The 25081-nt window shown below is 69.5% G+C and carries 18 protein-coding genes, 2 tRNA genes and 4 pseudogenes; 13 read left to right on the top strand and 11 right to left on the bottom strand.

Annotated features, from left to right (window positions below; all coding sequences use genetic code 11):
- Nucleotides 1-56: 56 nt before the first annotated feature.
- Nucleotides 57-1106, bottom strand: coding sequence for a hypothetical protein (locus tag StrepF001_RS35605; protein ID WP_129802311.1), 1050 nt, complete (start codon nt 1104-1106; stop codon nt 57-59).
- Between the two features lie 389 nt (nt 1107-1495).
- A complete protein-coding gene (gene pepN / locus StrepF001_RS35610) occupies nt 1496-4081 on the bottom strand; it encodes an aminopeptidase N (RefSeq protein ID WP_165396469.1) in 2586 nt (861 codons plus the stop codon).
- 137 nt (nt 4082-4218) lie between these two features.
- On the opposite strand from pepN, the gene StrepF001_RS35615 reads away from it, so the two are divergent.
- Nucleotides 4219-4884 carry a DsbA family protein gene (locus StrepF001_RS35615; protein ID WP_129802312.1) on the top strand — a complete coding sequence of 222 codons (666 nt, stop codon included), beginning with the start codon at nt 4219-4221 and terminating at the stop codon, nt 4882-4884.
- Nucleotides 4885-4998: 114 nt separating this feature from the next.
- On the opposite strand, the pseudogene StrepF001_RS35620 reads toward StrepF001_RS35615, so the two are convergent.
- Both StrepF001_RS35620 and StrepF001_RS35625 read right to left on the bottom strand, forming a co-directional pair.
- Nucleotides 4999-5208, bottom strand: a pseudogene (locus StrepF001_RS35620) (Fe-Mn family superoxide dismutase); the annotation flags it as partial.
- A 192-nt stretch (nt 5209-5400) separates the two neighbouring features.
- Nucleotides 5401-6767, bottom strand: a pseudogene (locus StrepF001_RS35625) (amino acid permease).
- A gap of 383 nt (nt 6768-7150) precedes the next feature.
- On the opposite strand from StrepF001_RS35625, the gene StrepF001_RS35630 reads away from it, so the two are divergent.
- Complete coding sequence (locus tag StrepF001_RS35630) at nt 7151-7735, top strand: biotin transporter BioY (RefSeq protein WP_129802313.1); 585 nt, start codon at nt 7151-7153, stop codon at nt 7733-7735.
- 64 nt (nt 7736-7799) lie between these two features.
- Here StrepF001_RS35630 and StrepF001_RS35635 read toward each other — a convergent pair whose 3' ends face one another.
- Complete coding sequence (locus StrepF001_RS35635) at nt 7800-8525, bottom strand: hypothetical protein (protein ID WP_129802314.1); 726 nt, start codon at nt 8523-8525, stop codon at nt 7800-7802.
- A 173-nt stretch (nt 8526-8698) separates the two neighbouring features.
- Here StrepF001_RS35635 and StrepF001_RS35640 point away from each other — a divergent pair, with 173 nt between their 5' ends.
- Nucleotides 8699-10513: a serine/threonine-protein kinase gene (locus tag StrepF001_RS35640; RefSeq protein WP_276322867.1), complete on the top strand. Its 1815-nt coding sequence runs from the start codon at nt 8699-8701 to the stop codon at nt 10511-10513.
- Nucleotides 10514-10595: 82 nt separating this feature from the next.
- Here StrepF001_RS35640 and StrepF001_RS35645 read toward each other — a convergent pair whose 3' ends face one another.
- Nucleotides 10596-12050, bottom strand: coding sequence for an amino acid permease (locus StrepF001_RS35645; RefSeq protein ID WP_129802316.1), 1455 nt, complete (start codon nt 12048-12050; stop codon nt 10596-10598).
- A 229-nt stretch (nt 12051-12279) separates the two neighbouring features.
- On the opposite strand from StrepF001_RS35645, the gene StrepF001_RS35650 reads away from it, so the two are divergent.
- Together StrepF001_RS35650 and StrepF001_RS35655 are read left to right on the top strand one after the other, a co-directional pair.
- Nucleotides 12280-12765, top strand: a complete 486-nt coding sequence (locus tag StrepF001_RS35650; protein ID WP_129802317.1) for a ribose-5-phosphate isomerase — start codon at nt 12280-12282, stop codon at nt 12763-12765.
- 430 nt (nt 12766-13195) lie between these two features.
- Nucleotides 13196-14020 (top strand): DNA-formamidopyrimidine glycosylase family protein, encoded by an 825-nt coding sequence (locus StrepF001_RS35655; RefSeq protein WP_129802318.1) that lies wholly within the window; start codon nt 13196-13198, stop codon nt 14018-14020.
- 16 nt (nt 14021-14036) lie between these two features.
- Here the strand turns inward: StrepF001_RS35655 and StrepF001_RS35660 are convergent.
- Nucleotides 14037-15289 (bottom strand): annotated as a pseudogene (locus tag StrepF001_RS35660) (GNAT family N-acetyltransferase).
- Nucleotides 15290-15452: 163 nt separating this feature from the next.
- On the opposite strand from StrepF001_RS35660, the gene StrepF001_RS35665 reads away from it, so the two are divergent.
- On the top strand, nt 15453-16637 hold the full coding sequence (locus StrepF001_RS35665) for a PP2C family protein-serine/threonine phosphatase (protein ID WP_129802319.1): 1185 nt from the start codon (nt 15453-15455) through the stop codon (nt 16635-16637).
- Nucleotides 16638-16649: 12 nt separating this feature from the next.
- On the top strand, nt 16650-17108 hold the full coding sequence (locus StrepF001_RS35670) for an HD domain-containing protein (protein ID WP_129802320.1): 459 nt from the start codon (nt 16650-16652) through the stop codon (nt 17106-17108).
- On the opposite strand, the gene StrepF001_RS35675 is transcribed toward StrepF001_RS35670, so the two are convergent.
- Both StrepF001_RS35675 and StrepF001_RS35680 read right to left on the bottom strand, forming a co-directional pair.
- Nucleotides 17105-18169, bottom strand: a complete 1065-nt coding sequence (locus StrepF001_RS35675; protein ID WP_240797820.1) for an acyltransferase family protein — start codon at nt 18167-18169, stop codon at nt 17105-17107. The genes StrepF001_RS35670 and StrepF001_RS35675 overlap by 4 nt on opposite strands.
- Nucleotides 18170-18216: 47 nt before the next feature.
- Nucleotides 18217-18456, bottom strand: coding sequence for a hypothetical protein (locus StrepF001_RS35680; protein WP_129802322.1), 240 nt, complete (start codon nt 18454-18456; stop codon nt 18217-18219).
- Between the two features lie 155 nt (nt 18457-18611).
- On the opposite strand from StrepF001_RS35680, the gene StrepF001_RS35685 reads away from it, so the two are divergent.
- A complete protein-coding gene (locus StrepF001_RS35685) occupies nt 18612-18806 on the top strand; it encodes a hypothetical protein (protein WP_129802323.1) in 195 nt (64 codons plus the stop codon).
- A 93-nt stretch (nt 18807-18899) separates the two neighbouring features.
- Here StrepF001_RS35685 and StrepF001_RS35690 read toward each other — a convergent pair.
- Nucleotides 18900-18970: transfer RNA gene (locus StrepF001_RS35690), tRNA-Gly, on the bottom strand.
- A gap of 164 nt (nt 18971-19134) precedes the next feature.
- Here StrepF001_RS35690 and StrepF001_RS35695 point away from each other — a divergent pair.
- From StrepF001_RS35695 to clpX, 5 genes are all read left to right on the top strand, one after another.
- Nucleotides 19135-19211 (top strand) — tRNA-Pro (locus StrepF001_RS35695).
- A gap of 170 nt (nt 19212-19381) precedes the next feature.
- Nucleotides 19382-20770, top strand: coding sequence for a trigger factor (gene tig, locus StrepF001_RS35700; protein ID WP_129802324.1), 1389 nt, complete (start codon nt 19382-19384; stop codon nt 20768-20770).
- 352 nt (nt 20771-21122) lie between these two features.
- The gene (locus tag StrepF001_RS35705; RefSeq protein WP_165396475.1) at nt 21123-21734 is read left to right on the top strand and encodes an ATP-dependent Clp protease proteolytic subunit; all 612 of its coding nucleotides are present in this window, start codon (nt 21123-21125) and stop codon (nt 21732-21734) included.
- Between the two features lie 77 nt (nt 21735-21811).
- On the top strand, nt 21812-22492 hold the full coding sequence (locus StrepF001_RS35710; protein ID WP_129802326.1) for an ATP-dependent Clp protease proteolytic subunit: 681 nt from the start codon (nt 21812-21814) through the stop codon (nt 22490-22492).
- 192 nt (nt 22493-22684) lie between these two features.
- Nucleotides 22685-23971, top strand: a complete 1287-nt coding sequence (gene clpX, locus StrepF001_RS35715) for an ATP-dependent Clp protease ATP-binding subunit ClpX (protein WP_129802327.1) — start codon at nt 22685-22687, stop codon at nt 23969-23971.
- Between the two features lie 74 nt (nt 23972-24045).
- Here the strand turns inward: clpX and StrepF001_RS35720 are convergent.
- A pseudogene (locus StrepF001_RS35720) lies at nt 24046-25001 on the bottom strand (hypothetical protein).
- Between the last annotated feature and the right edge of the window lie 80 nt (nt 25002-25081).

The raw sequence follows: 25081 nt of genomic DNA on the forward strand, positions 1-25081 counted from the left end.
GCCGCCGGGTTCGGCGGCCCCTCCTCTCCCCTCCTGGCGACTGTCCCGGTCCGTCACTACCGGGGCAGCACCACGACATACGCCGCCGGGTCCCGGTCCGCCGACGCCATCAGCGCCGTACGGACGACGGTCGCCTGCTGCTCCATCGAGTCCCGCAGCTTCTTCGGCGTGACGTGGACGACCGTGATGCCCAGCCGCTCCAGGTGCTCACGCTTGCGGGCGTACTCCGACCACAGCCCGTCGTCGTCCTGCCGATGGCTCTGACGCGGTGCCCGGGTGTCCAGCTCGAGGGCGACCGCCTGCTCCGGCCAGTAGGCGTCCAGACCGCCGAGGTGGGGGCCGCCCGGCAGCCGCAGATCGACGTTCCAGACCGGGTCCGGCAGACCGTACTCCCGCACCATCCGGTACAGCCGGTCCTCCGCGATCGCCCGGCCCTCGGCCAGCAGCGAGTCCACAGCGTCCACCACATGCGGCCGGCTCAGCAGCTTCGCGTTGGTCAACTCCCGTACCACCACCGCCGGTTCGCAGTACCGTCCGCGCACCGCCTCGGTCAGCAGCCGGCGCACGGCACCCGCGTCCGCCAGATCCGCCACGGCGTCGGCCAGCGCGCGCGGCACCGGAGCCACCGGTACGCCAGTGATCTGCCGGGGGGTGGGCAGGGCCGAGGTGCGGACGATGCGCACACAGCCCGTCGAGCGGAGCCGGCGCAGCCGGGGGACCAGGACGTCGACACGGTCCAGGGAGAGCAGCGGGGGAGCGGCCGAGAAACCGTGCAGGTTCAGTGCCGCGAGACCGGTGATCATCGCCTCGGCGTACACGGGACGGTGCGGGTCGTCCGCGCCCGGTTGGGAGGGCACGCCCGGCGACGACTCGCGGGCCGCGTACATCAGCACCGCGTGCAGCCGCTCCTCGCTGGTCGGCGGGCCGGGGTGGAGGAGGAACACGCCCGGCAGGATCTGCTGCCAGGGGCCGCCGGAGCGGCACTGCTCGTTCATCTCCGCGGCGGGGACACCGTGCGAGCGGAGCTGAGCGGCCGTCATGACACGGCGGTGCACCTCGGAGAGGTGACGCAGGGGGCGGGGGGAGAGCGGGGTGTTGTGGTTCATGACCCCGAAGTTCCCGTACCCGAACGGCCCTCTAACCGCTGTTACACGCCCGTCGACAATTCCGGACAAGCTCGCCCTAAAGGACGGATGTTCGGATGCCGAAACCCCCTGGTCCGTTCGGGTGGGCCAGAAGGGTTACGGTTCCGATTACCCGGATTCAGTAACGACTTACGACCGCCCCAGCCGACGACCGCTGTGACCCTCGCCCCGCAACCGCGACCGCTGCCGCAACCGCTGTGGGCAGTCGTTCCTCCCCCAGTGCCTTAAGGGCCTGGGGGACCCCCAGGGCGATGGGGGTCCCCCCGCTCGAGCGAAGCCGAGAGTGGGGAGGGTGGGCACAGCCTGCAGCGCCGGGCGCCCCGGCTACCCGCCCCAGCGACAGCGAGCCGCTAGCCGGCGGCCGCCGCCCCATCACACGCCTGCCCCCGCAACGCCCGAGCCAGATCGTCCCGCGCCTCAAGCACCAGCCGCCGCAACGCCGGCGCAGCCCCCTCATGCGCCGTCAGCCACGCGTCCGTCGCCGCCAACGTCCCCTCGGAGTCCTGCAACCCCGGGAACAACCCCCGCACCACATCCATCCCGATCTGAATCGACCGCTCCGCCCACACCCGCTCGATCACCGCGAAGTACTTCTCGGCGTACGGCGCCAGCAACTCCCGCTGCGACGGCTGTCCGAACCCCGCGATCGTCGCCTCGACCAGCGCGTTGGACAGCACGTCCGACTCGACGACCTGCGCCCACGCCTGCGCCTTGACCGCCGCCGAGGGCCGCGCGGCCAGGCAGCGGACCTGGTGGCGCTTGCCGGACGCCGTGTCGTCGCGCGCCAGCTCCGCCGCCAGCCGCTTCTCGTCGGCGACCCCGTGCGCGGCCAGCGGCTCCAGGAACGCCCAGCGCAGCTCCTGGTCCACGTCCAGCCCGTCGATCTTCTCCGTGCCCTCCAGCAGCCCGAGCAGCAGCTGGAGGTCGGCCTCGGCAGCCGCCGTGGACGCGACGAACCGCGCCCACGCCAGCTGGTGCTCACTGCCCGGCTCGGCGCGCCTCAGCTCGCGCAACGCACCGCCGGCGAGGAGCCGCTCGCCGGTCTCCCGCCAGTCGGGCGCCGCGTAGTGGACGAGCGCCGAGTTCGCCCAGGCGTGCAGCATCTGGAGCACGCCGATGTCGGACTCGCGGCCCCCGTACCGCAGCACCAGGTCGATGAAGTCCCGCGCCGGCAGCAGCGCGTCCCGCGTCATGTTCCACAGCGCCGACCAGCACAGGGCGCGGGCGAGCGGATCGGTGAGGTCACCCAGCCCGTCCTTCAGCGTCTCCAGCGAGGCCGTGTCGAAGCGGATCTTGCAGTACGTGAGGTCGTCGTCGTTGACCAGTACCAGCTCGGGCGCCTCCGCCCCGGCCAGCTCCGCGACGACCGTACGCGGACCGTCGACGTCCACCTCGGCCCGCGCGTACCGCTCCAGTGCACCGGATGCGGCGCGTCGGTACAGCCCCACCGCCACCCGGTGCGGCCGCAGTTCCGGGTGCGACTCGGCCGCCTCCTGCACCACGGTCAGCTCGCCGACCCGGCCCTGCGCGTCCAACAGCACCTGCGGCGTCAGCGAGTTGACCCCGGCCGTCTGCAGCCAGGCCCGCGCCCACGCCCCCATGTCCCGCCCGCTGGTCTCCTCCAGCACCGACAGCAGGTCACCGAGGCGCGTGTTGCCGTACGCGTGCCGCTTGAAGTAGCGCCGTGCGCCCTCCAGGAACGCGTCCTGACCGACGTACGCCACCAGCTGCTTGAGCACCGACGCGCCCTTGGCGTACGTGATGCCGTCGAAGTTGAGCTTGGCGTCCTGCAGGTCGCGGATGTCGGCGGTGATCGGGTGGGTGGAGGGCAGCTGGTCGGCGCGGTAGGCCCAGGCCTTGCGGCGGTTGGCGAAGGTGATCCATCCGTCCTTGAAGCGGGTCGCGCCGACCAGTGAGAAGGCGCCCATGAAGTCGGCGAAGGACTCCTTGAGCCACAGGTCGTCCCACCACTCCATGGTGACCAGGTCGCCGAACCACATGTGGGCCATCTCGTGCAGGATGACGTTGGCCCGGTTCTCGTAGGACGTCTGCGTGACCTTCCCGCGGAAGATGAACTCCTCCTTGAAGGTCACCAGGCCCGGGTTCTCCATCGCGCCGAGGTTGTACTCGGGCACGAACGCCTGGTCGTACTTGCCGAACGGGTACGGGTAGTCGAAGTGGTCGTGGAAGAAGTCCAGGCCCTGCTTGGTGACCAGGAAGACGTCGTCGGAGTCGAAGTAGGGCGCGAGGCCCTTGCGGCACATGGCGCCGAGGGGGACCTCCAGCGTCGTACCGTCGTCGAAGGTACGGGAGTACGTGTCCGTCACGTAGTGGTACGGACCCGCCACCACGCAGGTGATGTACGTGGAGATCGGCTTGGTCTCCGCGAACCGCCATACCCCGTCGGCGAGTTGGCCGACGCCGTTGCTCCACACCGTCCAGTCCTCCGGCGCCTGCACCTCGAAACGGAAGGGCGCCTTCAGATCCGGCTGCTCGAAGGTGGCGAAGACCCGGCGGGAGTCGGCGGGCTCGTACTGCGTGTACAGGTACACCTCGCCGTCCTCGGGGTCGACGAAGCGGTGCAGGCCCTCACCGGTGCGCGAGTAGGCGCACTGGGCGTCGACGATCAGTTCGTTGTCGGCGGCGAGGTCCTCCAGCAGGATGCGGGTGCCGTCGAAGACCTCGCTGGGGTCGAGGTCCCTGCCGTTGAGCGAGACCGCGGTGACGCTCGGCGCGACCAGGTCCGCGAAGCTCGCCGCGCCCGGCTCGGCGCAGCGGAACCGGATCGTGGTCACGGACCGGAAGGTCCGCGGCCCGCCGTCCCCGGCGTCGGTGCCCACCGCGGAGCGCACGTCGAGGGACACCTCGTACCCGTCGACGGACAGCAGGGCGGCCCGCTCCCGGGCCTCGTCGCGGGACAGATTCTCACCGGGCACGGGCGGCACTCCCTCAGGCTGGTCGGTTACGGCTGATCAGGACCGATCCTGCCATGTGCCCCTGACGCCGGGCAGCAGGGAATGAGCGGCGGGCCGACGATGTTGCCGCGTTCAAAGACCGCTTACCGAGGAGAGCCATGTCCGAGACCGCGACGACCTCCGCCGAGAAGACCCGAGTCGACTTCTGGTTCGACCCCCTGTGCCCGTGGGCGTGGATGACCTCCCGCTGGGTGCTGGAGGTGGAGAAGGTCCGTGACATCGAGGTGCACTGGCACATCATGAGCCTGGCGGTGCTGAACGAGGACAAGCTGGACGAGCTGCCCGAGGAGTACCGGGAGATGCTCGCGAAGACGGCCTGGCAGCCGGCCCGGGTGGTGACCGCGGCCTGGCAGAAGCACGGTGCCGAGGTCCTGGGCCCGCTCTACACCGCTCTGGGCACCCGCTTCCACAACCGCGGCGAGGGCCCGACCCGGGAGGCCGTCGCCGCCGCCCTGGCCGAGGTGAACCTGCCCGCGGACCTGGTCGAATACTTCGACCAGGAGGACTTCGAGTTCGACGCCGAGCTTCGCGCCTCCCACAAGGAGGGCATCGACAAGGTCGGTCAGGAGGTCGGCACCCCGGTCATCGCCGTCCCGGGCCCTGACGGCGAGCAGATCGCCTTCTTCGGCCCGGTCGTCACGCCCGCCCCCAAGGGTGAGGAGGCCGCCCGCCTGTGGGACGGCACCCTCGCGGTGGCATCGGTCCCCGGCTTCTACGAGATCAAGCGCACCCGCACCAAGGGCCCGGACTTCAGCAACCTGTGAGCTCCATGACGGAGGCGGCCCCGCGAGTCACGTCCTCGCGGGGCCGCCCCTTTTCTCCGCCTGCCGCGTGAAAGGTGAGAAGACGATCACGAGGCAGGACGACTCGACGGGCCGTTATGGCGCCGACAGCAGTACATCCGCCCGGGACTTCGCGGCCTCGTAGCGCCGGGCCACGTCCTGCCGGTTGACGACCTGTCACATGGCCTCGAAGAAGTCCACCTTCTGGTTCCGGTACCGCAGGTAGAAGGCGTGCTCCCAGGCGTCGAAGACGAGGATCGGCGTCACGCCCTGGCCGACGTTGCCCTGGTGGTCGTAGACCTGCTGCTGCAGCTTGATGGACTCGGCGCTCACCCTGGGGTGGGTGTCGAGTCTTCGTACGGCAGGTTCAGGCAGTGTGTGGACGGGCATGGCGGCCCCCTCCGAAGCCCTTGTTGCAAGTAGCTTGCAACTACACGCTAGCAACAAAAAGGCCCTCACGTGGGCAACGTGAGGGCCTGTGGGCAGGGTGGAAACGCGTCAGTTCCGGGCGCGTGCCTTCTGCCAGGCGTACCCGATCAGCGCCAGGACCAGCGTCATGCCGCCCGTCGAGTACAGCTGCACCCGCGTGTCCGGCTCCCGCGCCATGAGGACGAAGATCGCGGCCATGCCGGCCAGCGCGATCCAGGTCAGCACCGGGAACGCCCACATCCGCACGACCAGCTTCTGCGGCGCCTCCCGCTCCAGCCGGCGCCGCAGCCGCAGCTGCGAGACCGCGATGAAGATCCAGACGACCAGGATGACCGCGCCGATCATGTTCAGCAGCCAGGGGAAGACGTCGTCCGGACGCCAGTAGCTGAGGACCACGCAGACGAAGCCGAAGACGCAGGAGGCGAGCACGGCGAGGCGCGGTACGCCGCCGGAGACCTTGCCCAGCGCCTTGGGGCCCTGCCCGCGCTGCACCAGCGAGTAGGCGATGCGCGAGGAGCCGTAGATGTTGGCGTTCATCGCGCTCAGCAGCGCGACCAGCACGACCACGTTCATCAACTGTCCGGCGCCCGGGATGCCGAGGTGCTCGAGGGCGGCCACGTACGGGCCCTTCTCGACGACGGCTGCGGAGTCCCACGGGACGAGGGTGACGACGACCGCCATCGAGCCGATGTAGAACAGCGCGATGCGCCACATCGCCGTACGGACCGCGCTCGCCACGCCCTTGACCGGGTCCTCCGACTCGGCCGCCGCGATGGTGACCGTCTCCAGGCCGCCGTACGCGAACACCGAGGCGAGCAGGCCGATGACCAGCCCCTCACCGCCGCCCGGCAGGAAGTCGGTCAGATTGCTCGCACCGGGGGAGTCGGTGCCGGGCAGGACGTCCGCGATCGCCAGCACGCCGAGCACCAGGAACAGCGAGATCGCGCCGACCTTCAGCGCCGCGAACCAGAACTCGAACTCGCCGAAGTTCTTCACGGCGGCCAGATTGGCCCCGCAGAACACCACCATGAACAGCGCCACCCACGCCCACTCCGGCGTGCCCGGCAGCCAGCCGGTGACGATCTTCGCGGCGCCGATGCCCTCCAGGCCGACGGCCGTGCACAGCAGCACCCAGAACGACCAGCCCGCGGTGAACCCGGCCCACGGCCCGATCGCCCGCTCGGCATGCGCGGAGAAGGACCCCGAGGAGGGATGCGCGGCGGACATCTCGCCCAGCATCCGCATCACCAGCATCACCAGGAGGCCGGAGAGGATGTAGGCGACGACGATCGAGGGCCCGGCGGCGGCGATACCGGCGCCGGAGCCGACGAACGCGGCGCCGATTACCCACGAGGGGATCATCGACAGTGACGCGTTCGGCCATGGGAAAGAGACGCGTCCGGCTTTGGTGGCGTCTCGACAGAGGTGCTGGGCATGGGCGCGGCTCGTCCATTACGTCGTACGGGAGAGGGGTAAAACGCCCACAGTCTGGGCGGCGTTCCCGCTCGCGGGGGCGCGGTGTTCACTATCCGGACACCGGAGACACGGAGTGTACGGCTACGCTCACGGGCGGCTCGAGCGCATGTGGATGGGGGTGCGGATTGGTGGAACCCTACAGTCCGCCACTCGTTCGCCCCTCGTGACGCACACATCCTCACCTCAGTGACCAGTGTCACGCCCACTCACGTGTAACCACCACTCTTTGTGCAGAGCCCACCACATAGCGGCTCCCGCCTTTGTCGAGCGGTGACGGTGTCGGGCTCAGGCGCACTGGGTTAGCGTCACGGTGTCCCGAACCGCCCTCACTCGCGGAGTCCCCATGAGCACCGCTGCCGCCACCCCCGCCCTCCAGGGACGGGTCCTCGCCGACCTGCTCCCCTCCTCCCGTGTCCGGGACGTCGCCCTGGTGGCCGGCGGTGCCGTGCTCACCGGCCTCGCGGCCCAGCTCGCCGTGCCCGTACCGGGCTCCCCGGTGCCGGTGACCGGCCAGACCTTCGCCGCGCTGCTCGTCGGCACGGCCCTCGGCGCCGGTCGCGGTTTCCTCTCGCTCGCGCTGTACGCGCTGGCCGGTATCGCCGGTGTGCCGTGGTTCGCGGAGGGCGGCTCCGGTGCGGCCGCCCCGTCCTTCGGCTACGTCATCGGCCTGCTGCTCGCCGCCACCGCCGTCGGTGCCCTGGCCCGCCGCGGCGCCGACCGCTCCCCGTGGCGCATGGCCGGCGCGATGCTGCTCGGCGAGGCGATCGTCTACGCCGTCGGCGTCCCCTACCTGGCCCTCGCCACCGGCATGTCCGCCTCCGCCGCGATCGCGGCCGGCCTCACCCCGTTCCTGATCGGCGACGCCCTGAAGGCCGCCCTGGCGATGGGCGTGCTGCCCACCGCCTGGAAGCTCGTCGACAAGCGCTGACCGAGTCTCGCCGGACACCGACCGGGGCGCGGGAAACCGCGCCCCGGTCGGTGTTTTTTGGTGCTCATCCCTCCTGCTGCCGCCTCGGCCGCCGCTGCGACCACCACAGGCCCGCCGCTCCGGCCGCGACCAGCGCCCCGCCGGCCGCGGCCAGCGGCAGGACGTCCCGTCCGACGCCGGTCCTGGGCAGCTCGTCGCCGCCCGGCGCGACGGGCTTGTTGTCGGTGCCGAGCAGCAGCGGCGTGGCCGGGGCGTTCGGCGACGGGTTCGCCGTACCGAACGGAACCGGGCCCTGCTGCCAGAACGTCTTGCTTCCGTCACCGTTCTGGACGGGCAGGCAGATCTTCCCGGTCCTGCCCAGGTCGTAGGTCGCGTCGACGTCGTACGACTTCGACGCACCGGCGGCGAGACTGTCGAGCGAACAGCTGAATCCGCTGTTCGAACCCTCGGGCAGATCTTTTTCGGCGATCGGGGAGCAGCCTGGGACATTCCTGACCGTCAGCCCGTCGAAACCGACGACCCAGAGCCTGATCGGCCCGCTGTCAGCAGTCCCCTCATTCTTCACCGTGGCGGTGATCTCCGTTTCCTCCGAACCGTTGTCGACCGAGATCTTCTCGGGCAGCAGTGTGCTCAGTTCCACCCCTGCCGGTGCCTCGTCGACGGCCTTTCCCCCCTTACTGCTTCCGGGTCCCTGATCGTCCGCACCGGCGGTGAAGGAAAGGATCATCACCGCCGAGAAAGATGCCGCGACCAGCGATCCCGCGATTGTCGTCGTACGGCGAGCACTCATGTTCGTCCCCCTTGGCTGCGCCTGAATTCGCAGTACTTGAAGAGGTACCACAAGATTTCTCCGCACTATGCTGGTACGGCCTGAAGTGTGGTCATTGTGTTTCAGTCATGGGGTTGTCGAGGGGGTGCAGCGAATTGCCGGGGAATACGCGAAGTGGCGGTGTTCCAGGGTTATTGGTGACCGGGCGTTATCGGTTGGTCGAGAGCATCGGCCAGGGGGGAATGGGGCGGGTGTGGCGGGCCGCCGACGACATGCTCGACCGGCCGGTCGCCGTCAAGGAAATGCGTATCGACGGCCTGGATGCGGAGGACGCCCGGACCCGCCGTGAACGCACGTTGCGCGAGGCCCGGGCCACCGCCCGCATCGACCATCCCAACGTGGTGCGCGTGTATGACGTCGTGGACGAGGGCGAACGCCTGTGGATCGTCATGGAGTTGGTCGACGGCCGCTCCCTGGAACGGATCATGGCCGAGGACGGGCCGCTCGGACCGCGCGAGACGGCACGGACCGGACTCGGCCTGGTGGAGGCGCTGCGCCAGGTGCATGCGCGCGGAGTGCTGCACCGTGACATCAAGCCAGGCAACGTCCTGGTCGAGCACGACGCCCGGCGGATCGTGCTCACCGACTTCGGCATCGCCGCGATCCAGGACGCCAAGGCGCTCACCATGGTGGGCATGCTGGTCGGCTCGCCCGACTACATGGCCCCCGAACGGGTCTCCGGCCGCCCGCAGGGACCGCCCTCGGACGTCTGGTCCCTGGGCGCCACCCTCTGCGCGGCGTTGGCCGGCCGCTCTCCCTTCTCCCGCGACACCACCCTGGCCACCCTGCACGCCGTCCTCTACGAGGAACCCGAACTCCCCGCCGCGGCAGGTACGTTGCGGGACATCCTGGCCGCTCTCCTGCAGAAGGAGCCGTCCGCCCGACCGGCGCTGGAGGAACTGGAGACGGCGTTGCGGCCGGTGGCATTCCCGGAGCCGACGCCGACGGTGATGGGACCGGGGGCGGTGCCGGGGCCGGTGCCCTTGCCGGAGCCGACGCCGCCGGGAACCGGGGCAGTGCAGGAGCGGGTGCCCTTGCCGGAGCCGCAACCTGCGGCGAACCCGGTACCGGAGCCGGCACCCGTGGCGCATCCGGTACCGGAACCGGTGGCGCATCCGGCGCCGCAACCGGTGGCGAACCCCGTGCCGGAGCCGCCGGAGCCGGCCCAGGAGCAGCCGACACCGCTCCTCGTACAGCCGCCGCACCTGCGCCCACCCCCCGAGGGGCCCCGCCCGGCGGGCGTTTCACTCCTGCGGGCCGAGGCGGTGACGGAACGGCGACCGGCCGCGATACCGCCGGGCAGTGAACTGCCCGGCCCCGCCGTCCCGTCCGCGCCACCCCGGCGAACCCGGCGCCGCACCACGCTGGTGGCCGCCACCGGCGTGCTCACGGCCGCCGCGGTGGCCGGGATCGTCCTCGCGGCGACCGCGGAGTCACCGGACGACACCCGGACGGACACCAAGCCCCCCGCCTCCTCCGCGTACTCCTCGTCGCCCACCGTCGAGGGCACCTCCAGGCCGCCGACCCTGCCGCCGGGCGCGCGGGAGGAGGCCGGAGGGTTCGCGTGGACGACACCCGAGGGCTGGCGCCGGGACGTGAAGACGGGAGCGGAGGTGCACTACACCTCCCCGGACGGCACCCAGGAACTCGTGGCGAAGTCCTCCCTCGCCCGCGGCGACCTCATGGACTCCTGGCGAACCTCGGAACGAGGCGCCCACCAGGGCCAGGACTACCGGAAGATCCGCCTGGAGGAGACGACGTTCCGCGGCCACCCGGCGGTGGTGTGGGAGTACACCTTCAGGCTGGAGGGCGTCCCCTGGCACGCCCGCCTGCTGGGCTTCGACGCGAAGGGGAAGTCGTACCAGATCAACACCTGGTACCAGCCGACCGGAGAGGAAAAAGCCCTCGCGATCTACGAGGACGTGAAGAAGAGCTTCACCCTGCTGTGAGGCACATCGGACGCCCCACACAGCCGAGGGCCCCGCGGCGCGACGCCACGGGGCCCTCGACCACCACTGAGGAGGCGGCGCGTCAGTCGCCCACCGACACCTTGTCGGGAGCACCGACGGCACCCCGGCGCTTCTGCCGGACCACGGCGATCGCCAGCACCACGGCCGCGACCAGCAGCGACAGCAGCACGGTCTTGCGTCCGTCGTGCTCGGTGTCGGTCAGCATGTAGCCGAGCACGAACACGATCAGCGCGGCCGTCGCCCAGGTCAGGTACGGGTACAGCCACATCCGCACGACCAGCTTCTCCGGTGCCTCCCGCTGGATGATCTTCCGCATCCGCAGCTGCGAGAAGCAGATGACGAGCCAGACGAACAGCGCCACGGCCCCGGAGGAGTTGACGAGGAACAGGAAGACGGAGTCCGGGAACTTGTAGTTGAAGAACACGGCCACGAACCCGAACACGACGGAGACGAGAATCGCCGTCCGCGGCACACCGCGACCCGTCGTCCGTGCGAAGGCCTTCGGCGCATCCCCGCGCTCGCCCAGCGAGAACGCCATCCGGGAAGCGGTGTAGAGACCGGAGTTGAGGCAGGACAGCACCGACGTCAGCACGATGAAGTTCATGATCTGACCGGCGTGCGCGATGCCGAGAGAGTCCAGGGCGGCGACGTAGGAGCCCTTCTCGGCGATGGCGGGGGAGTCCCAGGGCAGCAGGGCGACGACGACGAAGATCGACCCCAGATAGAACACGGCGATACGCCAGATGATGCTGTTGGTCGACTTGGTCACGGCCCGCTGCGGGTCCTCGGACTCGCCGGCCGCGAGGGTCGCGATCTCGCTGCCCATGAAGGAGAAGACGACGAGCAGCACACCGGTGAGGATGGCGCCGGGCCCGTTGGGCAGGAAGCCGCCGTGCTCCGTGAGGTTGGAGAGCCCGGCCTGCTCACTGTCGGCCCCGGGCAGCACACCGAAGATGGCGAGCCCGCCGATGACGATGAACGCTCCGATCGCGACGACCTTGATCCCGGCGAACCAGAACTCGAACTCGCCGTAGGAGCCGACGGAGACGAGGTTGGTGGCGGTCAGCACCACCATCACGATCAGCGCCCACCCCCACTGGGGCACGGCGGGAATCCACCCCTCCAGAATCGCGGCCCCGGCGGTCGCCTCCACCGCCAGCACGACGACCCAGAAGAACCAGTACAGCCAGCCGATGGAGAACCCGGCCCAGGGCCCGAGCGCGCGGTCGGCGTGCGCCGAGAACGAGCCGGACGTCGGATTCGCCGCGGACATCTCACCGAGCATCCGCATCACGAGCACGACCAGCGTGCCGACGAGGGCGTACGACAGGAGGATGCCGGGGCCGGCGGTGGCGATACCGGAGCTGGATCCGACGAACAGGCCTGCGCCGATGACACCACCAATGGCGATCATCGACAGATGACGGTTCTTGAGCCCGGCCTGGAGGCCGTGGCCGGGGTCGCCAGTGCCTCCGGGGCCGGTTCCGGCCTTCGTCAGGGTCGGCTGCGAAGTCATGGGACGGGTTTCCTTTGCGCCGGTCGAGCAGTTTCCCCGTACGAACCCGCCCGAGCGGTGTGCGGGGGGTGTACGAATCGGTCCAGTGAATCGGAGGTGAACGAATTCGGGAACCTTTGATTCCGGATCGTTACTTGAGGTTTTCTTGAGATTCTGTAGCGTTACTCACACTTTCCGCCTCGCTGACCCGGCGCGCCCGCCTCGAAACCGGCATGACACACTCGTTTCCATGCGCGTGTACCTCGGCTCCGACCATGCCGGTTTTGAACTCAAGAACCACCTCGTCGAGTGGCTCAAGGCGGCCGGCCACGACCCCGTCGACTGCGGCCCCCACATCTACGACGCCCAGGACGACTACCCGCCCTTCTGCCTCCGCGCCGCCGAGCGCACGGCCGCAGACCCCGAAGCCCTCGGCATCGTGATCGGCGGCTCCGGCAACGGCGAGCAGATCGCCGCGAACAAGGTGAAGGGCGTGCGCGCGGCGCTCGCCTGGAGCGAGGAGACGGCGTCGCTGGGCCGCCAGCACAACAACGCCAACGTGGTCGCGGTGGGCGCGCGCATGCACACCCTCGACGAGGCGACGAAGTTCGTGGAGACATTCCTGAACACCCCCTTCTCGGGCGACGAACGCCACGAACGCCGCATCGAGATGCTGAAGAGCTACGAGGCAACCGGCGAACTCCCGCCGATCCCGCCGCACCACCCTCAGCAGTAACTGCCCGGCCAGGGCGGAGCCCGGCGACGGAGTGCCGGACACCCGCGAGGGGCGTGCGGAGACGCAGTCCCCCAGGGGTGCGGAGACGCACCCCCGCAGGGACGCAGTGCGGCAGGGGTGCAGGGACGAGGGATGCAGGGACACCCCCCGCAGGGGTGCAGGGGCGAAGCCCCGCGAGGGGTGCAGGGGACGCAGTCCCCGCCGGGGTCTGGGGCGGAGCCCCAGGCCGAGGGGCACTTCTCTCCCGACCGAGTCGGGTGGGTGGGCGAGGCGGGGTCTGGGGCGGAGCCCCAGGGGCGTTCACCCTGAACGGACCGAGTCGGGCGGGTGAGTGGGCGAGCCCCGCGGAAGCGCAACGCCCCATCCCTCACCCACCCGGAGGCAACCGCGTAAGAAACCGGAGGCAACCGCGTAAGAAAGGAGCCGCCCCGTGCCGGAGGGCCACACCATCCACCGCCTGGCCCAGGACTACGCCGCCCGCTTCAAGAACCGCGGCCCCGTCCACATCACCAGCCCTCAGGGCAAGTTCTCCGACGCCGCAGCCCTCCTCGACGGCTCAACCCTCCACACCGCCGACGCCCACGGCAAACATCTCTTCCTCGGCTTCCGGGACCCCGCCCCCGAAAACACCGACTGGATCCACATCCACCTCGGCCTCTTCGGCAAGGTCACCTTCGGTGGCGCCCCCACCCCGCCCACGAACACCGTCCGCCTCCGCCTCGCGAACAGCGCGTCGTACGTCGATCTCCGCGGCCCCACGACCTGTGCGTTGATCACGGACGGCGACAAGCGTGCGATACACGACCGCCTCGGCCCCGACCCCCTGCGTGAGGACGCCGACCCGCACCTCGCCTACCGGCGGATCTCCCGCAGCCGTACGACCATCGCCGCCCTGCTCATGGACCAGAAGGTCATCGCGGGCGTCGGCAATGTCTACCGTGCCGAGGTTCTCTTCCGGCACCGCATCGACCCGTACCGCGCGGGCAAGGACATCACCCCCGCGCAGTGGGACGCCATCTGGGCGGACCTCGTCGAGCTCATGCGCGAGGGTGTCCGCAACAACCGCATCGACACCGTCCGCCCCGAGCACACCCCGGAGGCGATGGGCCGCCCGCCGCGCGTCGACGACCACGGCGGCGAGGTCTACGTCTACCGCAGGGCCAATCTGCCCTGCCACATCTGTGGCGGCGAGATCCGCACCGCCGATCTCGCCGCCCGCAACCTCTTCTGGTGCCCGGAGTGCCAGACGCCGTAACGCGGCTGACCCCGCGTCAGAACCCGTGCGGCAGCCAGGGCGCCACCGTGGACGCGAACCCCACCGACGCCTCCGCCAGCGCCCCGCCCGCAGCTCCCGCACCCGCCCGGCCGCCGCCAGCGACCCGAGGCTCACCCCGCCGAGATACGCCGCCCCCAACTCCCGTACGGACAAGGCGAGGTCAGCCGCATCCGACGTACGCACACACGACGCTCCCTTCGCGTCTCCCGTCAGCCGCCAACGCCCGGCGTTCCAGGGGCAGAAGTCGTCCGCCACCTCGAACACCACGTCCACCGGCGTCTGATAGGTACGCGCCTCCAGCGCGGCCCCGACGTCCACCAGCCGTACGTAGAGCGAGTCCCGCAGCCGTGGCTGGCACCGCCGGATGTCGGACACCAGGTGCTGCCACGCGTCGTCGACCGGCCGCCCGCGCACGGTCAGCGTCGTCGTCAGGTCGATCCCGAACAGGAACCGCCACAGCGCCGCCTCCGTCACCGGGTCGAGGGCGGCCGAATCCGCCAGCGCCACCGTGCCGTTGTGCCCGGTCACGCCCCATCCCAGCCTGATTCGGAAGCGCGCGTACCCGGTGACCTCCCCGTCCCGTTCGGCGACGACGCACTGCAGTGGCGACGCTCCGTCCCGCTCGCTCTCCGGGTCGAGCAGCCCCACCCGCTCCCAGCTCGGCTGCCGCGCGAGCATCCCGGGACGCCGGGGCACCAGCCGCGCGTAGACCGCCTCGCACGCGTCGAGCACGTCCGCGGGCGCCGCGTACCGCAGTCGTACGTCATCGGTGCCGGCCGGCACCGACAGCTGAACCCGACTCGTGTCGATCTCGGCGCTGAGCCCGAACGTCGCGGCGGCGTACCCGAACCGGCCGTAGATCGCCGGCTCGGAGGCGGTGAGCACCGCCAGCGGCTCGCCCCAGGAGCGGATGTCGTCCAACTGCCGCCGCATCATGGACGTCAGCACCCCGCGCCGCCGGTGCGTGGCGGCGACACTGACCATCGTGATGCCCGCCGCCGGCACCGGCGCCCCGCCGGGCACGCTCAGCCGGAACGTGAACGCCCCGGCCGTCCCCACGCAGGCGTCGCCCTCCCAGGCGCCGAGGGACCGGTCGTACTCGGTGAGCGCGTCCCACAGCTCCCGCTCCTCGGCCGACTCCGGCATGCCACCGAAGGCGCGGATCAGGGTGTCGTACCACCGGCCCCATTCGTCCTGCCGCAGCACCCGTAGCTCTGCCCCCGGGCCTGCCGCGAAGTTTGTCGCCATGAGCCCATGCCTACCAGGGCGCTGCGGGACGAGCGAGGGAATTTCTCCCGGACGGCGGCGCGGCGGCTTTCCGTGGAGTTCACTGTGGAGTCGAGCCTCGGACGGGGGACAAGTGGGACCTCCCGTGCCAAGCAGCTGGTCCGATGGATAGGGTCCCGAACTAATGGCAGCAGGACGAGAGCGGCGCGCGGCGGCCGATACGTTCCCGGCCCGGTTGAGGATGAGGTGGCACCGGGCCCGCGTCGGCGTGCGCAGAAGCGCCGTCGACTACTTCCGCGGCGACGGTTCGGACTGGATCGCGCTGGCCGGACTGCTGCTCACCGTCCCGCTGATCACGATGATCACGCTCGCCAACTCGGTGTGGTGCTCCCCGGCCGCGCTGGTCCTGCCGATCGTCGCGGGCGGTCTGCTGCTGCGTCCGGCGAGCCTGCTCGGCCTGTACGCGGCGGCGGCCACGGCGCTGATCGTGGAGTCGATACAGCTGGGCCCGTACACGGAGGGGCCTTCACGCGTCACCCCGGGCGTGGTCCTGGTGGTGGCCGCGTGCGGTTTCTTCGGGCTGCTGATCGCGCAGTTCCGCAGCCGGGTCGGCGTGCCCTGGCGGCGCGGCGGCACCATGCTGTTCGACCTGCGCGAGCGGATCCGGGTGCAGAGCAAGCTGCCGAAGCTGCCGCAGGGCTGGCACCGGGAGATGGCGCTGCGGCCGGCGGGCGGCCAGTCCTTCTCGGGCGACTTCGTGGTCGCGGCCCGCACGAACGGCGGCCGCACCCTGGAGGTCGTCCTCACGGACGTCTCCGGCAAGGGCATGGACGCCGGCTCGCGCGCCCTGCTGCTGTCGGGCGCTTTCGGCGGTCTGCTCGGCTCGCTGCCGCCGCACGCCTTCCTCCCGGCGGCGAACGGCTACCTCCTCCGCCAGGACTGGGACGAGGGCTTCGCGACCTCGATCCACCTGGTCCTCGAGCTGGACTCCGGCGACTACGAGCTGTACTCCGCGGGCCATCCGCCGGGCCTCCAGCTCAACGCGGGCAGCGGCCGCTGGGAGGAGAAGGCGGCGGAGGGGCCGCTGCTGGGTGTGTACGAAGGCGCCCAGTTCGACTCGGTGAAGGGCTCGCTGCGGCCCGGCGACGTGCTGATGCTGTTCACGGACGGTCTGGTGGAAACGTCCGACCGGGACATCGTCGAGGGCCTCGACCGCCTCACCGGCGAGGCCGACCGCTATGTCGCCGGCGGCTTCCACGGCGCCGCCTGGCACCTCATCGAGGCGGTGGCGAAGGACGTCAACGACGACCGAGCCCTCCTGCTGATCTGCCGTGAGGGCCCGACGGCCCTGGCGGCGGCGGCCCGCTGAGACACTCGACGAGTGACCGAGAACCCGCACCTCACCCTGGCCGAAGTGGAGGCCGTCGCCCGCGCCGCCCACCAGGGGCAGACGGACAAGGCCGGCCGCCCCTACGCCGAACACCTCGCCGCCGTCGCCGACGGCGTCCGTGCCCGTGGCGGTGACGAGGAGCAGATCGCGGCGGCCTGGCTGCACGACGCGGTCGAGGACGAGGCCCTGTCCGAGCAGTGGCTGCACGAGGCCGCGCTGAGCCGCCGTACGAAGGACGTGGTGCGCGCGGTCACCAAACGGGCGGGGGAGTCACCGGAGGCGTACGCCGCCCGCATCCTCGCCACGCCGGGCGCACTCCTCGTCAAGGAGGCGGACCTGGCCCACAACGCGGACCCGGCCCGCCTCGCACGCCTCGACGAGCCCACCCGCACCCGACTGACCGAGAAGTACGCCCGCATGCGCACACTCCTCGGCCTGCCGGACGACTAGGCGTCCGCCTTCTGCAGCTGCTTCTCCCGCGCCCGCTCGCGCTCGCGCGCCAGGTCCGCGGCGTCCCGCCTGAACGCCCACTCCATCTTCGGCTCCATCGCGAACCGGAAGACCCGCTGGACGGGCTTGGTGCACAGCAGCGTGACGGTGACGGCCGCGAGGACGCTCACGAGGATCTCGCCGTACGGCCGGTGCAGCCAGGCGTGCTCGTACCAGCCGCCGTACCCACCGGCCTTGACCAGGAAGCCGTGCAGCAGATAGCCGTACAGCGTGCCCGCGCCGAGCGCCGTGAACCACATCTGCCGGCCCGGCACCCAGGCGAAGAAGCAGGCCGTCAGCAACAGCGAGCAGCCGAACAGCGCGAGCACCATGACCGGCCCGGTCCACCAGGGCGCGCCCAGTTCCTGCGCGGCGTCCCGGTGGTAGAACCAGCCGGTGTTCATCCGCGGCACCGCCCACCAGCCGACGACACCCGCGGCCGCGAACACCGGCACCGACAGGATCCGCACCGAACGCCGGCGCACCATCCGGAAGTGCTCGGGCTTCATACACAGGCCCAGCACGAAGAACGGCAGAAACTGCAACACCCGCTGCAGATCCAGGTCGTCGCCGATTCCCGGGGTGGCGGACGCCAGCATGGCGATACCGAGCGCGAGAGGGAGCGGCCACCGCACCAGCTTCCAGATGGGGGTGGTCAGCCGCCAGATGAACAGCGCGATCAGGAACCAGGTCAGATACCAGGGGTCGAGCAGGCTGATCTTCTGTTCCGGGTCGTCGCCGAAGTAGCGCTCGCCGAGCGAATAGGCGGTTTCGAAGACGATGTACGGCACCACGACACCGGTGACGAGCCGCTGGAGCCGGTCCGCGCGCATGTCGAAACTGCGGGAGAAGAAGCCCGAGATGACGATGAACGCCGGCATGTGGAACGCGTACACGACCATGTACGCGGCCTCCAGGGTCCGACTGTCCCCCTTCAACGGCTCCCATGCGTGGGCCACGGCCACCAGGACGATCGCCAGATACTTGGCGTTGTCGAAGAAGGCGTCGCGCTGTCGAAACATCTGAGGCACCCTAGCGTCGTCTGCGGGTTTCCGTAAAACCCTCGGCGTCATTCCTGCTTTTCCGTCGCGCCTACCCGTGTTTCCGCAGAGTTGGCATGGCGGACGACGTGATGGTCAACACAGTGAATCAACGCGGTGGATGACGGAATGTCCGCTTCCTCTCTCTTTATGTGCAACAAATCGAATTCCCTGCGAACGCGTTGTGCGAAGACGGAAACGAACCAGTCGAATTCCTTGCGCAGTTGACTGTCGAATTGTGTCGCCGGTTGTGACAGGGGCGTGCGCACGCCCGGACGGATCCGGACTTGTCGGACACGGGTGTGGCGGACGATGCGTCACGGCCCGCATACCGGGGCCGTGTTGGTGGCACGATGGTTCTGCCGGGGGTGTGCGGGCTGCATCCCAGGCCGGGAGAGCGGACCGACCGAGGGTGTGATCAGTTGTGGCCATTTCGCTGTCAGTGGTGCTGCTATTGGCGATCATCCTGGTGGTGATGATCAGGGCAGGGAACATCAAGGCGGGCCCCGCGATCGTTGCGGTCCTCTTCGGCTTCTTCCTCGCCTCGACCGGCATGGCCGACGACATACAGCGCTTCCTGGACTCGATAGCCCAGACCATCAACGAGATCCAGTTCTGACCGGCCGGTCTCGGCGCTGATCAAGAGCGGACGTACGCGACCTGTGGAACACGAAGGGCCCGGTTCCGAGGAACCGGGCCCTTCGCCGTACAGAGCGGGCGACGGGAATCGAACCCGCGTAGCCAGTTTGGAAGACTGGGGCTCTACCATTGAGCTACGCCCGCACACAACGCGCCGCAGGTCAGCCGACCGCGGCACTGCAGGCATCCTAGCGGGTCGGCCCCCCTCACCGCACACCCCATCCGTACGGACGCCGACACCGCACCGGTGCTCGGGAAATGCGGCAGCCGTGCTGCCTGCGGGCATGTACCCTACGTGTCGCACCAGACGGGGTGTGGCGCAGCTTGGTAGCGCGTCCGCTTTGGGAGCGGAAGGCCGTGGGTTCAAATCCCGCCACCCCGACCACCCATCCGATCACTTTGCGTGATCGCCTTTTGGGTCGTGTAGCCGCTGCCGTTACTATGCAAGCTGCACGCCCGTGTGTCTCATCACTGATAGTCCTCCGGGCGGCCACATCCGCCGGACCCGTCGGGTCCCGGCAGAACCCGAGAAGTCAGCCACAAGGAGACCGAACCGTGAAGAGCGCCGTGGAGAACCTGAACCCGACCCGGGTTCGGCTCACTGTCGAGGTGCCCTTCGAGGAGCTCAAGGACAGCCTCGACGCGGCGTACAAGAAGATCAACCAGCAGGTCACGGTGAAGGGTTTCCGCAAGGGCAAGATCCCGGCCCGGGTCATCGACCAGCGGTTCGGCCGTGGCGCCGTGCTGGAGGAGGCCGTCAACGACGCGCTTCCGAAGTTCTACACGGAGGCGGTCAACGAGGCCGAGATCGACGTGCTGGGCCAGCCCGAGGTCGACATCACCGAGCTGAAGGACGGCGAGACGCTGAACTTCACCGCCGAGGTCGACATCCGCCCGGCCATCGAGATCCCGGACTACTCCGGCATCGAGGTCGAGGTCGACGCCGTCGAGGTCAGCGAGGAGGACGTCGACAAGGCGGTCGAGGAGCTGCGTGAGCGCTTCGCGTCCACCTCCCCGGTCGAGCGCGCCGCCGAGGACGGCGACGTCGTCACGATCGACCTGGAGGCCAAGGTCGGCGGCGAGGTCCTCGAGGACGGCGTGGCCGAGGGCGTCTCGTACACCATCGGCTCCGGCGAGCTGCTCGACGGTATCGACGACGCCGTGAAGGGCCTGGAGGCCGGTGGCGAGGCCACCTTCACCTCCGAGCTCAAGGGCGGCTCCGCGGCCGGCCAGGAGGCCGAGGTCACCGTCAAGGTCACCCAGGTCGCCGCGCGCGAGCTGCCCGAGCTGGACGACGACTTCGCTCAGCTCGCCTCCGAGTTCGACACCCTCGAGGAGCTGAAGGCCGACAGCCGCAAGCGCCTGGAGAACATGAAGCAGTTCGACCAGGCCACGCAGGCCCAGGAGCGCGTCCTGGAGAAGCTGCTCGAGCTGGTCGAGGTCCCCGTCCCCGAGAAGCTGCTCGAGGACGAGATCAACACCCGTAAGCACAACCTCGAGCACCACCAGCTCGGCCAGATGGGCCTGACCCTCGACAAGTACCTGGAGATCCAGGGCAAGACCGCCGAGGAGTTCGAGACCGAGACCCGCGAGGCCGCGGTCAAGGGCATCAAGACCCAGTTCGTGCTCGACGAGCTCGTCAAGCAGGAGAAGCTCAACGTCAACCAGGAGGAGCTCACCGAGCACCTCATGCGGCGCGCGGCCTCCTCCGGCATGTCCCCCGACCAGTTCGCGCAGGCCGTCGTCGAGCAGGGCCAGGTCCCGCTCCTGGTCGGCGAGGTCGCCCGCGGCAAGGCCCTGGCCGTCGTCGTCGAGGCCGCGACCGTCAAGGACACCAACGGCGAGATCGTGGACCTGGAGGACGAGGACGAGGTCGAGACCGCCACCGAGACGGTCGAGGCCGCCGAGGGCATGGCCGAGGCCGAGGAGAAGACCGAGGGCTGAGCCCACGGCGCCTGAACGTCGTACGAGGGGCCCTGGGGCGCACAACGCGCCCTGGGGCCTTTCGTCGTACGGTGAGGGAAATGCCCTTAAAGGGGGCGTGGGGAACTGCGCGATCAGCCACATCGGACTCGCAGCCGCCCACAATCCGGCGGAGCCACGGTGAGGAAGCCCGGCGAACCATGCGCTCACAGCGAACACCGGCTGAACCGGGATTGCACCGCAGGGTCACCGCGTTAGGGTCCATGAATACGGGGGCAGGGAACTCGGCGAACCCGCCGGAGGCCCCCCGCAGGGAAACGTGAGACGGCCCGGCGCCGTCGTAAGACGAGCAGGTGGATACGTGACGAATCTGATGCCCTCCGCCGCCGGCGAGCCTTCCATCGGTGGTGGCCTCGGCGACCAGGTCTACAACCGGCTGCTCAACGAGCGAATCATCTTCCTCGGCCAGCCGGTCGACGACGACATCGCGAACAAGATCACCGCACAGCTGCTGCTCCTTGCCGCGGACCCGGACAAGGACATCAACCTCTACATCAACAGCCCCGGCGGATCGATCACGGCCGGTATGGCGATCTACGACACGATGCAGTTCATCAAGAACGACGTGGTGACGATCGCCATGGGCCTCGCGGCCTCGATGGGGCAGTTCCTGCTCAGCGCGGGCACTCCCGGCAAGCGCTTCGCCCTGCCCAATGCCGAGATCCTGATCCACCAGCCGTCCGCCGGCCTGGCCGGCTCGGCCTCGGACATCAAGATCCACGCCGAGCGGCTGCTGCACACCAAGAAGCGCATGGCCGAGCTCACGGCCCTGCACACCGGCCAGTCGGTCGAGCAGATCACCCGCGACTCGGACCGCGACCGCTGGTTCGACGCCCATGAGGCCAAGGAGTACGGCCTCATCGACGACGTGATCGCAACGGCGGCCCACATGCCGGGCGGCGGCGGCACCGGAGGCGGCTCCTAAGGGCCGCTCGGGCCCGCAAAGGCCCCCGCGGTCCCTTCAGCCCCCAGCCACCGCTCCAGCCCCCTTCAGGAGACACCGTGAACGACTTCCCCGGCAGCGGCCTCTACGACCGTACGCGTGCCGAGTACACCGGCCCGGCGGCCGAGTCCCGCTATGTCATCCCGCGCTTTGTCGAGCGCACCTCCCAGGGCATTCGCGAGTACGACCCGTACGCGAAGCTCTTCGAGGAGCGCGTGATCTTCCTGGGCGTCCAGATCGACGACGCCTCCGCCAACGACGTCATGGCGCAGCTGCTGTGCCTTGAGTCGATGGACCCCGACCGGGACATCTCGGTCTACATCAACAGCCCCGGCGGCTCCTTCACCGCGCTGACGGCGATCTACGACACGATGCAGTTCGTGAAGCCGGACATCCAGACGGTCTGCATGGGCCAGGCGGCCTCCGCCGCCGCCGTCCTGCTGGCCGCCGGCACGCCCGGCAAGCGCATGGCGCTGCCGAACGCACGTGTGCTGATCCACCAGCCGTACAGCGAGACCGGCCGTGGCCAGGTGTCCGACCTGGAGATCGCCGCGAACGAGATCCTGCGGATGCGCTCGCAGCTGGAGGAGATGCTGGCCAAGCACTCCACCCAGTCGATCGACAAGATCCGTGAGGACATCGAGCGCGACAAGATCCTCACTGCCGAGGACGCGCTGGCGTACGGTCTGATCGACCAGATCATCTCCACACGCAAGATGAACAACGAGTCGGTCCGCTGACGCGGATCCTGTATCGTCTGCCGCCCCTTGGCGCGCTGTGTCACCGTGCATCGCAAGGTGCACGTCAAAGTGAACCGTGCCAAGGGGGGCCCGAACGGGGGGCTCGGCAAGGTACCGTCGGACATAAGGCAGCACCAGGAGCCGCTGGACTCATTGCGTCCAGGCGTCTCCCAGGCGAAGGGGAAGCACACCGTGGCACGCATCGGTGACGGCGGCGATCTGCTCAAGTGCTCGTTCTGCGGCAAGAGCCAGAAGCAGGTCAAGAAGCTCATCGCAGGCCCCGGTGTGTACATCTGCGACGAGTGCATCGATCTCTGCAACGAGATCATCGAGGAAGAGCTCGCGGAGACCAGCGAGGTGCGCTGGGAGGAACTGCCCAAGCCGCGCGAGATCTACGAGTTCCTCGAGGGGTACGTCGTCGGCCAGGAGCCCGCCAAGAAGGCCCTCTCCGTCGCGGTGTACAACCACTACAAGCGTGTCCAGGCCGGTGAGAACGGCGGCGCCCAGGGCCGCGACGACGCCATCGAGCTGGCGAAGTCCAACATCCTGCTGCTGGGCCCCACGGGCTCCGGCAAGACCCTCCTCGCCCAGACCCTGGCCCGCATGCTGAACGTCCCGTTCGCGATCGCCGACGCCACGGCGCTGACGGAGGCCGGCTATGTCGGCGAGGACGTCGAGAACATCCTGCTGAAGCTGATCCAGGCGGCGGACTACGACGTCAAGAAGGCCGAGACGGGCATCATCTACATCGACGAGATCGACAAGGTGGCCCGAAAGAGCGAAAACCCGTCGATCACCAGGGATGTCAGCGGAGAGGGAGTCCAGCAGGCGCTCCTGAAGATCCTCGAGGGCACCACGGCCTCGGTCCCGCCCCAGGGCGGCCGCAAGCACCCCCACCAGGAGTTCATCCAGATCGACACGACGAACGTCCTGTTCATCGTCGGTGGCGCCTTCGCCGGTCTGGAGAAGATCATCGAGTCCCGGGCCGGCGCGAAGGGCATCGGCTTCGGCGCGACGATCCGCTCGAAGCGGGAGCTGGAGGCCAAGGACCAGTTCGAGGACGTCATGCCGGAGGACCTGGTCAAGTTCGGCATGATCCCCGAGTTCATCGGCCGCCTCCCCGTCATCACCTCCGTCCACAACCTCGACCGCGAGGCCCTGCTCAAGATCCTGGTCGAGCCGCGCAACGCATTGGTGAAGCAGTACCAGCGGTTGTTCGAACTCGACGGAGTGGAACTGGACTTCGAACGCGAGGCCCTGGAGGCCATCGCCGACCAGGCCATCCTCCGCCAGACCGGCGCACGAGGCCTGCGCGCCATCATGGAGGAAGTCCTGATGTCCGTGATGTACGAGGTCCCGTCCCGCAAGGATGTCGCCCGAGTCGTCATCACGGCGGATGTCGTCCACTCGAACGTGAACCCGACCCTGATCCCGCGGGATGCGCGGGGGCGGGGGACGGGCGAGCAGAAGTCGGCGTAACGCCGCAGCAGCAGAGCAGACAAGCGAAGGGGCCCCGGTCAACCGACCGGGGCCCCTTCGGCGTTGAGCGGGTGTCAGGCCTTGACGCGGACTTCCTCACGCAGCTTGGTGGTGATGTCGATCGCGGTGTCCTTGTCGACACCCGTGCTGGTGTTGTCGCCGGGCGAGACCATGGCGACCGTGCTGTAGTCGGCCCAGGCGCAGAACCAGTCGGTCGACTCCTTCTTGGTGAGCGCGTTGGTGCTCTTGGTCGACTGGCACTTGGCGACCGCGCCGTCGATCTCGACCTCCTCGGGCTCGCCGACCAGCTCCGCGTTCTGCATGGTGTTCGAGTCACTTGAGGAGGACTCCTTGACCTCCTTCTGGATGGAGGCGAAGAACTTGTCCAGGGCGGTCTGGGGGTCGGCGATCTCGCCGTAACCGCCCACCATCGTGAAGCCCTTGGCGGTCAGCAGCTCGGACTGGTCGGGAATGGTGGAGGGGTCCTGCGGGTCGTAGTTGCTGAAGTCGGCGGTCGACCACTGCCCGACGACGGCCGTACCGCTCTTGACGCCGCTCTTCTCCATGTCCTTCGCGGTGTCGGAGTCGCTGACCTGGTTGCCCTCGCCGACCCGCTTGTACTCGGTGAGCGCGGTCGCCGGCGTCGTCAGCTTGTGCGCGCCGTCGTCCTCCAGGCCGCCCGCGCCGCCGCCCCCGCCGATCACGAAGTACGCTCCGACGCCGATCGCCGCCACGACCGCCACCGCGCCGATGATGAGGCCCGTCTTCTTCCCGCCGCCCGGGCCGGGGGCATCGGGGTGCCGTACGGGGCCTGGCCGTAGGGGGCTGCTGGCCGTACGGGGGCTGCTGGGGCGGGACGCCCTGCGGGGGTTGCTGCGGGTAGCCGTAGCCGGCTGGGCGGCGGAGGCTGCTGGGGGTAGCCGTAGCCGGGCTGGGGGGCCTGCGGCTGCTGGCCGTACGGACCCGGTTGGCCGTACGGTCCGGGCTGCTGGGGCTGCCCGCCGTACGGGCCCGGCTGGTTGTAGCTCATTTCTGGGTTCCCCTCCAGATGCTTATGTGTTCACGACATCTTGGCGCAAACGCAGCGCACGCACGGCATCGGGGGGCGCA

It is taken from the genome of Streptomyces sp. F001 (assembly GCF_004187715.1).
Taxonomy (GTDB): domain Bacteria; phylum Actinomycetota; class Actinomycetes; order Streptomycetales; family Streptomycetaceae; genus Streptomyces; species Streptomyces flavusporus.

Coding starts and splice junctions, on each gene's coding strand:
- StrepF001_RS35665 (WP_129802319.1), top strand. CDS start 15,453: ATGGCAGCAGGACGAGAGCGGCGCGCGGCGGCCGATACGTTCCCGGCC.
- StrepF001_RS35675 (WP_240797820.1), bottom strand. CDS start 18,169: ATGTTTCGACAGCGCGACGCCTTCTTCGACAACGCCAAGTATCTGGCG.
- StrepF001_RS35635 (WP_129802314.1), bottom strand. CDS start 8,525: ATGAGTGCTCGCCGTACGACGACAATCGCGGGATCGCTGGTCGCGGCA.
- StrepF001_RS35645 (WP_129802316.1), bottom strand. CDS start 12,050: ATGACTTCGCAGCCGACCCTGACGAAGGCCGGAACCGGCCCCGGAGGC.
- StrepF001_RS35615 (WP_129802312.1), top strand. CDS start 4,219: ATGTCCGAGACCGCGACGACCTCCGCCGAGAAGACCCGAGTCGACTTC.
- StrepF001_RS35705 (WP_165396475.1), top strand. CDS start 21,123: ATGCCCTCCGCCGCCGGCGAGCCTTCCATCGGTGGTGGCCTCGGCGAC.
- StrepF001_RS35650 (WP_129802317.1), top strand. CDS start 12,280: ATGCGCGTGTACCTCGGCTCCGACCATGCCGGTTTTGAACTCAAGAAC.
- StrepF001_RS35605 (WP_129802311.1), bottom strand. CDS start 1,106: ATGAACCACAACACCCCGCTCTCCCCCCGCCCCCTGCGTCACCTCTCC.
- StrepF001_RS35630 (WP_129802313.1), top strand. CDS start 7,151: ATGAGCACCGCTGCCGCCACCCCCGCCCTCCAGGGACGGGTCCTCGCC.